General features: G+C 41.6%; 9 protein-coding genes. 6 read left to right on the top strand and 3 right to left on the bottom strand.

The window, feature by feature from the left end; translation table 11 throughout:
* Positions 1 to 170: 170 nt before the first annotated feature.
* Both OKC24_RS18420 and OKC24_RS18415 read left to right on the top strand, forming a co-directional pair.
* Positions 171 to 452, top strand: coding sequence for a type II toxin-antitoxin system RelB/DinJ family antitoxin (locus tag OKC24_RS18420; RefSeq protein WP_035270626.1), 282 nt, complete (start codon positions 171 to 173; stop codon positions 450 to 452).
* A complete protein-coding gene (locus OKC24_RS18415; RefSeq protein WP_104442421.1) occupies positions 452 to 772 on the top strand; it encodes a hypothetical protein in 321 nt (106 codons plus the stop codon). Before OKC24_RS18420 ends, OKC24_RS18415 begins: the two co-directional genes overlap by 1 nt.
* Positions 773 to 1,056: 284 nt before the next feature.
* Here the strand turns inward: OKC24_RS18415 and OKC24_RS18410 are convergent, their stop codons facing one another.
* Positions 1,057 to 1,674, bottom strand: a complete 618-nt coding sequence (locus OKC24_RS18410; protein WP_104442422.1) for a MarC family protein — start codon at positions 1,672 to 1,674, stop codon at positions 1,057 to 1,059.
* A 12-nt stretch (positions 1,675 to 1,686) separates the two neighbouring features.
* A complete protein-coding gene (locus OKC24_RS18405) occupies positions 1,687 to 3,747 on the bottom strand; it encodes a choline transporter (RefSeq protein ID WP_104442423.1) in 2,061 nt (686 codons plus the stop codon).
* 545 nt (positions 3,748 to 4,292) lie between these two features.
* Here OKC24_RS18405 and betI point away from each other — a divergent pair.
* The 4 genes from betI to OKC24_RS18385 all read left to right on the top strand — a co-directional run bounded on the left by betI (position 4,293) and on the right by OKC24_RS18385 (position 9,028).
* Complete coding sequence (betI, locus tag OKC24_RS18400) at positions 4,293 to 4,919, top strand: transcriptional regulator BetI (protein WP_117008160.1); 627 nt, start codon at positions 4,293 to 4,295, stop codon at positions 4,917 to 4,919.
* Positions 4,912 to 6,384 carry a betaine-aldehyde dehydrogenase gene (gene betB / locus OKC24_RS18395; RefSeq protein ID WP_117008161.1) on the top strand — a complete coding sequence of 491 codons (1,473 nt, stop codon included), beginning with the start codon at positions 4,912 to 4,914 and terminating at the stop codon, positions 6,382 to 6,384. The genes betI and betB overlap by 8 nt, the downstream gene beginning before the upstream one ends.
* Positions 6,385 to 6,499: 115 nt before the next feature.
* Positions 6,500 to 8,164: a choline dehydrogenase gene (gene betA, locus OKC24_RS18390; RefSeq protein ID WP_117008162.1), complete on the top strand. Its 1,665-nt coding sequence runs from the start codon at positions 6,500 to 6,502 to the stop codon at positions 8,162 to 8,164.
* A 297-nt stretch (positions 8,165 to 8,461) separates the two neighbouring features.
* A complete protein-coding gene (locus OKC24_RS18385) occupies positions 8,462 to 9,028 on the top strand; it encodes an ISNCY family transposase (protein ID WP_117008163.1) in 567 nt (188 codons plus the stop codon).
* Between the two features lie 716 nt (positions 9,029 to 9,744).
* Here the strand turns inward: OKC24_RS18385 and OKC24_RS18380 are convergent.
* Complete coding sequence (locus OKC24_RS18380) at positions 9,745 to 10,131, bottom strand: hypothetical protein (protein ID WP_265466160.1); 387 nt, start codon at positions 10,129 to 10,131, stop codon at positions 9,745 to 9,747.
* Positions 10,132 to 10,146: the final 15 nt, after the last annotated feature.

Here is a 10,146-nt window from a genome sequence, read left to right as displayed (position 1 = left end):
TTAGAACCCATTTAAAGTGTCTATATTCTCACCAATAAAAATGTCCGGTCTATGATGCACATCAACAGCTACTTGGACACCAATTCTTATTAAGAATGGACACTTACTATTTACTTGTTTGGTGTCACTTTATGCCGTAAAATGGCATTGAAAAGATTAAGAGGTGTTAAATGTCTACGCTAATTAAAAAAAGAGTTCAATATACTGTGGATGAGGCAATCTCAGAATCAGCAGAGTACATAATCAAAAAAGTTGGGCTAACCCCTGCATCTGTTTTTAGTATGGTTATGGCTGAAATTGCTAAAACAGGTCGAATTCCTGTGAGTAATCAAATAAGTGATGATGATTTTAATACAGCACAGCTCATAGCCCTGAGCCATAATATTCCGAGTGTAAAAGTATCCGATACAAAATCTGCTCAAGAGTTTTTAAATGATGATGGTGGATACTAATGGCACAGGACTTGTATTGGGCTTACGTTGGTTTTACAGACATAGCAGATGGTAAAACCCGTCCTGTTTTATATATTCGACAAACAAAAAAAGACTACATCGTATTCCGTTTAAGCAGTCAATATGACAATAAATCTGACTTTATTAAAAGTAAATATATTGAAATTACAGATTGGAAATCGGTTGGACTAAGTAAAAAATCATGGATTGATACTGTACAGACATATCAATTGCCAATTGATATGACAAAATTAACTTACATTGGTAAACTTTCTAAAAATGACTATGAACGATTAATTAATCATCTTAAAGAGCAATAACTGTTTGTCCAGATTAGCACAATACTTAATGATCATTTAAATATGAATTTGCAGTAAAAAACCAGCAGAATCTTCGCAGCTGATTTTAAACAGCATCAGGTCGAACTTTATCTGCAGCCAGACACATCGGTGGGCGGTGGGACTAACAGTTATGTTTTTGGAAGATGTGTAGTAAAGGTCGACCTACTAAGCAAAAAACAAGTGAAATCCGCAAAAAAAAGTCGCCTAAGAGTATTGTCTTTTAGAATCCACCACTTAAGCTAAGCGAAAGTGGTGGGAGTATGTCAGTACGTTTCTGTTAAAACACCTAAAACCCCATTAATAATCATATCTACCGCAATAGTCCCAATCAGTAAGGCTGACAGTCGCCCGACAATATCAACATAACGGTCAATATATTTGGCATGCTTATAACGCAAATGGTCATGCGCAAATTTCATTAAAATCATCAAGCCACAGGTCAACGCCAAAGTCAGAAAAATAATCATCGCTGCGCCGCTGATTGGCAGTGCCATACCTGTCACCACAGCAGCACTGATGGTTCCTGGACCAATCATAAAAGGCATCGCAATGGTTCCTGCCAAATGCTCAGGCGCACCACGCATTTCACCAATGGTATCTGCTCCCTGAAACACGTAGCGATAACCAATCACCAAGAAGATCAGACCACCAAATATTTGAAAGGCTTCAAAGCGTACATTTAAATATTTACTAAAAATCGCTTCCCCACCCCATGCGAACAGCATAAATACTATAAAAGCAATGAGACAGCCCTGAATCAAGGCTTTATTAAACACTTTAGCTTCGGAGTTCCGAATCATGCCAATCATGTAAATACTCATTAAAAACGGATTCAGCAATGAGAAAAACAAAGCAAAAGCATGTAAATATGAGGTCAACATGGTTCCTCCTAATTATCCTTGAGGGTCTGGAAATAAGGGACGATTCCCTGGACTGATTCGATTGATATGTAAGAAGGTCATATGGCGCTCATAACGATCCAGCACATCATTAATCACTTGCTCTTTGGTATAACCAACAAGGTCGTTGCCTTGAGAACCTTCATACAAATAAGTTTCAAGACGGTAGTAGAAGCGTTTACCCAGTTTGCCTCGTTCACTAAAGGTCGGAGCGATATAACGTACTGGCCAAATTTGATAGACAAAGTTTTGTTCTTCTTCCAAATGAATCATCAAATCTAAATGATATAGATTTGAGTCTTCTTCTAGCGCACTTTCTTGAACACTGATGTCGATACCACGTTTTTGCATTTCCTCGGCAACCGCCATCACCGCAGGCCGGCAGATGTCATCGAGCATACGCCGAGTTTCAGTTGTTCCTGGATGGTGCATGACTCGGGACAAACGCTTTTTCCAGTTGAGGATGTCGACATTGCCCACCACGGGTGCAGCATTTAAACTGCTACTAGCTTGTCGATAGTCTTCTAAACGCAATGACTTATACAAACCTGCCATGACCAAGAACATCACAAAACTAAACGGCAACCCCATAATGATTGTGGCATTTTGTAGTGCCGTAATCCCGTTAGCCATCAACATTGCAAGGGTTAATAAACCAATCGCTATGGCCCAGAATACACTCAACCATCGCGGTGCATCATGATCGACATTGGTAAATTGAGTGGTGAAATTACCCAACACCAGCGCACCAGAGTCCGCCGAGGTCACATAAAATAGTAAGCCAGTAATTGTGGCTACACCTGCAATAAACGGAAACCATGGATACTGAGCCAGTAAGTCATAAAAACCATGTGCAGGATTTGCAATCACACTCTGTGCAAGGGCTAAGTTACCATCAAAAATCACACTATGTAGTGCACTATTTCCAAATATTGATAACCACGTGAGTGTGAAAAACAGAGGAATAATGAGAGTTCCGCTAACAAACTCACGAATGGTTCGACCACGTGAAATCCGTGCTAAAAACAAACCTACAAATGGTGACCAAGCCACCCACCATGCCCAAAAGAACAATGTCCAACTGTTCATCCATTCTTTCGGTTGTTCAAAGGCAAAACTTTCCAAAGTCATACTTGGAAAACGGTTAATGTAGTCCCCAATATTTTGCACAAAAGCATTCAGTAAAAATTCGGTATTGCCTAAGAACAAAATAAACAGCATCAAGCCGACAGAAACATAAATATTAATCTCGGAGAGAACTCGCAGTCCCTTATTCACCCCTGAAGTCACTGAAATAATGGTCATTACCACCGCAACCACAATTAATGCGGTTTGCATCCAAAGGTTTTCAGGTAAATCAAACAACACATGTAAGCCATAGTTCAGTTGTACTACCCCAATCCCGCAGGTCGTAGCAATACCAAAAATAGTACCGATGACCGCAGCGGTATCGACACTATGACCGATCGGCCCATGAATCTTATTACCAAAGATCGGATATAAAGCAGATCGAATGGTCAGTGGTAAGTTATAGCGATAACTAAAATAGCCCAATGCCATGCCAATCAAGGCATACATACACCATCCCGTTAGACCATAGTGAAACAGCGTCCACACCATGCCTTGACGTGCAGCCTCTAGGGTCTGCCCCTCACCCACAGGTGGATGCATATAGTGAGATAAAGGTTCCGCCACCGAGAAGAACATCAAATCGATGCCGATCCCAGCTGAGAACAGCATTGCAGACCAACTTAAAAGGCTAAATTCAGGTTTGGAATGTTTGGGACCTAATTTGATATTGCCATAGCGAGAACAGGCAATGAAAATCACAAAGACCATATACAAGGTCGCTGCGAGTAAGTAATACCAACTAAAAGTTGAACTCACCCAAGCCAAAACCATATTTAAGGTTCGGTTAGCAAAGTCATTAAACAAAATGGTGGTAACAGAAAAAATTAAAATAATGAGAGCTGAAATATAAAAGACCACACCATTTAAACGGTCTTTAGGCGCTAATGTTTGATCATCAACTGCTCTTGGATTATCTGTTGCCATACAATCCTCAAGAAAGTAAATAAAAAAGACAAAAGACAATTTTTAAACTTCTCGTGGTCGAGAGCTTAAAAATCGACTAACGAAAACGACAGTATTTTTATCAGAAATAAAAACGCTATCTTCTTTAAACCCGAAGGTCTAAATCAATTATGAGGTGCATTTTCTACACAGTTTTAAAATGTGAGCCACCCTTGTTCATTGATATTTTGATAGGAATCCTACACATATCTCCCCTCAAAATGACTATAAGAGCTTTCTCAACTCGAAAAAAGTATAAAACCGTAAACCTATAGCTCATCAGCTCACTTTTCTGAATGATGTTCTGCAATTAAACCCTTATGTTACATCCTTTTGATAAATAAACAGTTATGTGGAACATCCAAAGCAATTTAGCAGTACTTTGCTTTGAATTTAACCATAAGTGTACTCATTATTGATTGAACGTTCAATCAATAATGAGTATTATAAAAAAATGCTATGATGCTTTCCATGTAAGTTATTGAATCTAACACCTTTAAATTTAAGGCAAATTGTTTTGGATTGTCATGAATAAACGTAGAGTAAAACCTGAGCATGAGCGCCGTGAAGAAATCATTAATGCTGCCTATGCAGTCATTTATGAAGTGGGCTTATCCAATACCACCATTGCTCAAATTGCAAAAAAAGCACAGCTTTCTACCGGCATTGTGAGTCATTATTTTGGTGATAAACAAGGTCTCATACACAGTTGCATGCGTCAAATGCTCAATGTCTTAGCCAAGACCACGGCGAGTTATAAAGTAAAGGTGGCGCAGCCCAGTCCAGAACATTCGCTCAAAGCCATTATTGATGCCAACTTTGACATCAGTCAGGTCAACAACACTGCTATGCGGGTTTGGCTGGATTTTTGGTCTGCCAGTATGCACCTACCCGACTTAGGTCGACTGCAAAGAATTAATGACCAACGTCTTTATTCAAATTTGAAGTTTCATTTCTTGCAGCTCATGCCGAAGTCACAAGCAAGCCAAGCCGCTAAAGGGTTAGCAGCACTGATTGATGGCTTATGGTTACGTGGGAGTTTAAGTGGTCATCAAGCATTTGATCGTGATTTGGCACGTTCTATTGCATACGACTATGTCGATATGCAACTTCGCTTAATTCAACAGATACGGCAGGAACAACAAAATGAATGATGTACAGCTTCACTCGCTTTATATTCACGGACAATATTTCAATGCCACCAGTGATCAAACCTTTGACAGTATCAATCCTGCTACAGGTCAGGTCATTGCCACTATTCAGCAAGCATCCAAAGCTGATGTCGATGCAGCAGTGCAAAGTGCTGTACAAGGGCAGCGTGAATGGGCTGCCAAAACAGCGGTCGAACGTGCCCGTATTTTACGTCGTGCAGTCGATATTTTACGCGCACGTAATGACGAGTTAGCTCGCCTTGAAACACTCGATACAGGGAAAGCCTTCAGTGAAACTTCTACTGTGGACATTGTCACTGGTGCAGATGTTTTAGAGTACTACGCAGGACTTGCAACGGCCATTCAAGGTGAACAAGTACCACTACGTGAAAGTAGTTTTTTCTACACACGCCGTGAACCTTTAGGTGTAGTGGCAGGGATTGGTGCTTGGAATTATCCAATCCAAATAGCACTTTGGAAATCAGCTCCGGCTCTCGCCGCAGGGAATGCCATGATTTTTAAACCTAGCGAAGTGACCCCTCTTACCGCCTTAAAGTTGGCAGAGATCTACACTGAAGCAGGCGTACCTGCTGGTGTTTTCAACGTGGTACAAGGTTTTGGTGCTGAAGTGGGTCAATGGTTGACTGAACACCCCGACATTCAAAAAATTTCGTTCACAGGTGGTGTGGCAACGGGTAAAAAGGTTATGGCCAGTGCTGCGGCTTCTAGTCTCAAAGAAGTCACCATGGAGCTCGGTGGCAAATCACCTCTCATTATTTGTGCAGATGCCAACCTTGATCGCGCAGCCGATATTGCGGTAATGGCGAACTTCTTTAGCTCAGGTCAAGTATGTACCAATGGCACCCGTGTATTTGTACCACAAACCCTCAAGGCTGCATTTGAACAGGCTGTGATTGCACGTGTAAAACGTATCCGCATAGGTGACCCGATGCAGGCTGAAACCAACTTTGGACCTTTAGTCAGCTTTCCGCATATGGAAAAAGTCTTGTCTTATATTGAGTCAGGCAAACAACAAGGTGCGACTTTATTGATTGGTGGACAACGTGGAACTGAAGCAGCACTTGCTCAGGGCGCATATGTTTTACCTACCGTGTTCACCGACTGTCATGACGACATGCACATTGTGCAAGATGAAATCTTTGGTCCAGTCATGAGCATTTTAAGCTATGACAGTATTGAAGAAGCTATTCAACGTGCCAACAACACCAGTTATGGTTTAGCTGCGGGTGTGGTCACACAAGATATTTCCCAAGCTCATCGCATTATTCATCAGCTTGAGGCAGGCATTTGCTGGATCAATACTTGGGGCGAATCCCCTGCTGAAATGCCTGTGGGTGGTTATAAACAGTCAGGGGTCGGACGTGAAAATGGCATTACCACACTTGAACACTATACCCGCATCAAATCGGTTCAAGTTGAACTAGGCGAATACCAAAGTATTTTTTAAAGTCTGAATTTTAGCTAGCTAAATCCTTACTTCCTTTTTATTTTTTTTTCATCCTCAACTCAACATGTGGCCACGTTCTCATGCAACGTGGCCCTGCCATAGAAAAAGGATCATTATGCATTCTCAACACTACGATTATATTGTTATTGGCGCAGGTTCAGCAGGTAATGTACTGGCTGCTCGTTTAACCGAAGACCCAGATGTTTCCGTGCTCTTACTCGAAGCAGGTGGTCCCGATTATCGTATCGACTTCCGTACTCAGATGCCTGCTGCCTTAGCCTATCCCTTGCAAGGTCGTCGTTATAACTGGGCGTATTTAACCGACCCAGAACCTCATATGAATAACCGCCGCATGGAATGTGGTCGCGGTAAAGGCTTAGGCGGTTCGTCCCTCATTAATGGCATGTGCTATATCCGTGGTAATGCCATGGACTTAGAACAATGGGCTAGCTTGAAAGGCCTTGAAAATTGGAGCTATGCCGACTGTCTGCCTTACTACAAAAAAGCAGAAACCCGTGATATTGGTGGCAATGACTATCATGGCGATGCTGGCCCTGTTTCTGTCGCCACGCCTAAAGCAGACAATAATGTTTTATTCCATGCCATGGTTGAAGCAGGTGTGCAAGCAGGCTATCCACGCACTGATGATTTAAATGGTTATCAACAAGAAGGTTTCGGCCCAATGGATCGAACCGTGACCCCCAAAGGTCGACGCTCAAGCACAGCACGTGGCTATTTAGATATGGCCAAAGGTCGAGCGAATCTAACCATTATCACCCATGCCATGACCAATCAAATTTTGTTCAATGGCAAACAAGCGATTGGTGTTGAATATATTCAAGGTGCTAATCAAAACAACTTACTTCAGGTCTATGCCAATAAAGAAGTCCTACTCTGTGCTGGAGCGATTGCATCACCGCAAATTTTGCAACGTTCGGGTGTTGGTTCAAGTACTTTACTTCAGTCTCTCGACATTCCAGTGGTGCATGACTTACCGGGTGTCGGTGAAAACCTGCAAGACCATTTAGAAATGTACTTACAATATAAGTGTAAGCAACCTGTTTCTCTCTACCCTGCTTTAAAATGGCAAAACCAACCTGCAATTGGTGCAGAGTGGTTGTTTAACGGAACAGGGATTGGAGCAAGCAATCAATTTGAAGCAGGTGGCTTTATTCGATCCTCCAAAGAGTTTGCTTGGCCAAATATTCAATACCACTTCTTGCCTGTTGCAATTAACTATAATGGCAGTAATGCCGTCAAAGAGCATGGCTTCCAAGCCCATGTCGGTTCGATGCGCTCACCTTCACGCGGTCGAGTACATGTGACATCTAAAAACCCTTTCGACCATCCAAGTATTTTATTTAACTACATGTCGACCGAACAAGACTGGCAGGAATTTCGTGACGCTATCCGGATTACTCGTGAAATTATGAACCAACCTGCACTTGATCCTTATCGAGGCGAAGAAATCAGCCCTAGAAAAGATGTGAGTACCGATGCTGAATTAGATGAATTTGTGCGAAATCACGCTGAAACTGCTTATCATCCATCCTGTAGTTGTAAAATGGGCGAAGATGATATGGCGGTAGTCGATGGACAAGGTCGTGTACATGGGATGCAAAATTTACGTGTTGTTGATGCGTCGATTATGCCGCTGATTATCACAGGTAACTTAAATGCAACCACCATTATGATGGCTGAGAAAATCGCGGATCAAATACGTGGTCATCAAGCCTTACCACGTTCAACTGCTCCATTTTACCGCGCCGATATTGATTGACATAATCAACCCACTTTCGTTTTACCTCAATTAGTGGAGTCCTGCAAATCAATCGCGATAACGTTACTTTGCGAAAGGTGAAATACTTTTAAGACAGGAAAGTGATTGGGGTGAAACGATTTGGTATCTATAAAGCAACTAAAAAAATGAATGAAAATTAATACGAGTGTTTTATTTATTAAAATCAAGATGTCTTTCCATTATTCCTGAACATCTGGTTGGATTTGGACCCAACTTGGCGCATGAAAAACTCAGCAGCATGTTTGACCTGAATATCCCGTTAGAAACGCTTCGGAGCTGGATGACGGCAATGACCTCTGGATTCCACGATCCAAGCGCCTTAAACGTCCATATCAGCCACGTTATAACCGGGATTGCTTCGGTGAGCTGATCCAGATTGATGGCTCATATCATGACTGGTTTGAAGGCCGTTCCGCGAAATGCTGCTTGCTGGTTTATCTCGATGATGCCACTAGAAAGCTGTTACATCTACGCTTTTGTGAGACGGAAACGACCTTTGACTATATTCTTTCCCCCGAGTCTACATTGAACAATACGGCAAGCCTCTGGCCTTTTATATATAGCGATAAACATTCGGTATTCCGAGTGAACCAGAAATCGAGCCAGGACAGCAAAATCACGCAATTTGGCCGGATTCTGAATGAGTTAAAGATTGATATTATCTTTGCCAACTCACCACAGGCTAAAGGTCGCGTAGAACGCGCGAATAGAACCCTTCAAGACCGTTTGATCAAGGAGATGCGTCTGGAAGGCATCAGTTCAATTGCCAAAGCCAATGCCTGGCTACCCTGCTTTATTGAGCAGTTCAACCAGAAGTTTGCCAAGTGTGCGCGAAATTCATAGAACTTACATCGTCCGCTAACAGAATCTGATGCTGAGCTGGAGGATATATTCACCTGGCAGGAACCGCGTAAGGTCACGAAGAACCTCACCATCACGTATGACAAGTGTATTTATCTGCTTGAACCGACAGAGCTAAATCATAAGCTTGTTGGGCAATACATTTCATTTCTGGAGTACCCGGATGGCACTGTAGCGATCATGCATGAAGGACGGAAGATCAACTATAGTGTCTTCAATAAACTGGCTGGACTACAGCAGAATCAAGTGGTTGAGAATAAAAGATTAGGCTCGGTTCTGGCGCATATCCAGCAACAGCATGAAGAGTTGGAAAAACAAAATAAACGTTCCCGTCTCAGGAAAAANTGAGAATAAAAGATTAGGCTCGGTTCTGGCGCATATCCAGCAACAGCATGAAGAGTTGGAAAAACAAAATAAACGTTCCCGTCTCAGGAAAAATATGCCGAGTCGTAAAGCTCAGAAAGCTGTTATTGAACAAAGAAATCTAAATCCTGTGCTTGACTTGGAAATGTCCATATAGGACATTTCTATTTGGTTATTAGGTAGGACATTTCTACTTTGGAATAACAGGTGTTTAGGTAGGTGTTATATTTCAATAACTTATGATTAAGCCGAAGTATCAAAACTTCGGCTTTTTTATGTTCCACGATATTTGAGCTGTTTTTAGGTTGTTTTGGTAGGTTATGCCAATCATTTTCCTACTTTTTAGCTATGTATCTTTTAAGTGCTGCCCGTTGTAAATTTAAGTCATCTACTAAATCTTGATCTATATCATTTAGCGCTACCATTGCTATGCCATATATATCCTTCTCTTGAGCTGCCGATGTTCGTTCAGAGTTGTAACGTAACCAAATGTGATGTTTTGAATAAAGATTCAATCCTTGTTTACTAAGTTCTAAATCTTTCAATCTAATTTGTACTGCACTACTAGTTTGGTAAGGAGAAATCTGCCCCGTTGTTACAATATCAACTGATGCATTTGCTGAACGCAGTAATTTACAGACCTTATCGTAATTATCAAATACAAACTTTTTTTCTTTAATCAGTGCATCTAAAGTGAACCGTACCGGGTTTGTCGGAGACATTTTTATTTAAGTTAG

Origin of the sequence: Acinetobacter entericus (assembly GCF_026168575.1) — a bacterium.
Taxonomy (GTDB): domain Bacteria; phylum Pseudomonadota; class Gammaproteobacteria; order Pseudomonadales; family Moraxellaceae; genus Acinetobacter; species Acinetobacter bouvetii.
The sequence above is the reverse complement of the archived record's forward strand: the minus strand, read 5'-3'. Positions and strand labels throughout refer to the sequence as shown.

Coding starts and splice junctions, on each gene's coding strand:
- OKC24_RS18410 (WP_104442422.1), bottom strand. CDS start 1,674: ATGTTGACCTCATATTTACATGCTTTTGCTTTGTTTTTCTCATTGCTG.
- OKC24_RS18415 (WP_104442421.1), top strand. CDS start 452: ATGGCACAGGACTTGTATTGGGCTTACGTTGGTTTTACAGACATAGCA.
- betB (WP_117008161.1), top strand. CDS start 4,912: ATGAATGATGTACAGCTTCACTCGCTTTATATTCACGGACAATATTTC.
- betI (WP_117008160.1), top strand. CDS start 4,293: ATGAATAAACGTAGAGTAAAACCTGAGCATGAGCGCCGTGAAGAAATC.
- OKC24_RS18420 (WP_035270626.1), top strand. CDS start 171: ATGTCTACGCTAATTAAAAAAAGAGTTCAATATACTGTGGATGAGGCA.
- OKC24_RS18380 (WP_265466160.1), bottom strand. CDS start 10,131: ATGTCTCCGACAAACCCGGTACGGTTCACTTTAGATGCACTGATTAAA.
- betA (WP_117008162.1), top strand. CDS start 6,500: ATGCATTCTCAACACTACGATTATATTGTTATTGGCGCAGGTTCAGCA.
- OKC24_RS18405 (WP_104442423.1), bottom strand. CDS start 3,747: ATGGCAACAGATAATCCAAGAGCAGTTGATGATCAAACATTAGCGCCT.